Source organism: Rhizobium alarense (genome assembly GCF_021555155.1).
GTDB classification, from domain to species: Bacteria; Pseudomonadota; Alphaproteobacteria; order Rhizobiales; family Rhizobiaceae; genus Rhizobium_D; species Rhizobium_D alarense.
Map to the genome: position 1 here is coordinate 1 of NZ_JAKGBU010000193.1, position 764 is coordinate 764.

General features: G+C 64.5%; 1 pseudogene. It reads left to right on the forward strand.

Features of this window, described 5'->3' with window-relative positions:
* Window positions 1–764, forward strand: a pseudogene (locus tag LXM94_RS25955) (hypothetical protein); the annotation flags it as partial.

Here is a 764-nt window from a genome sequence, read left to right on the forward strand (position 1 = left end):
GGCCTCTCGACGGACACGATCGCCGCCTTCTCGACGGAACAGATCGAGGCCCTCAGCACGGACGGCATCGCGGGCCTCTCGACCGATCAGATCAACGCCTTGAGCACGTTGCAGATCGAGGCGCTGACCACCAGGCAGATCGGCGCGCTCAGCTCGAAACAGGTCGCGGTGCTGGGAACCGACGATCTCGCAGCGCTCTCGACGGGCCAGATCGCAGCCCTCGGCACCGCCGGCATCGCGGGCCTGTCGACGGACCAGATCGCAGCGCTCAGCACCGACCAGGTCGAGGCCTTGACCACAACCCAGGTCGCAGCCCTGAGCTCGACGCAGATTGCCGTGCTGAGTACCGATGATCTGGAAACGTTCTCGACCGCCGACATGGCGGCGATCAGCTCGAGCGCGATGGCGGGACTGTCGACGGACACGATTGCGGCGTTCTCCACGGAACAGATCGCGGCGCTCAGCACCGGAGGCATCGCAGGACTATCGACCGCGCAAATCGATGCCCTGAACACCGAGCAGGTCGAAGCCTTGTCGACCAAGCAGGTCGCAGCCCTGACTTCGAAGCAGATCGCAGTTCTGGGGACGGATGACCTGGAAGCCTTCTCGACCGCCGATATCGCGGCGATCAGTTCGAGTGCAATCGTCGGCCTGTCGACGGTCACCATAGCGGCCCTGTCGACCGACCAGATCGCGGCCTTCAGCACAGCCGGTGTTTCCGGCTTGAGCACGAGCCAGATCGCCGCCTTGAGCACAGATCAGGT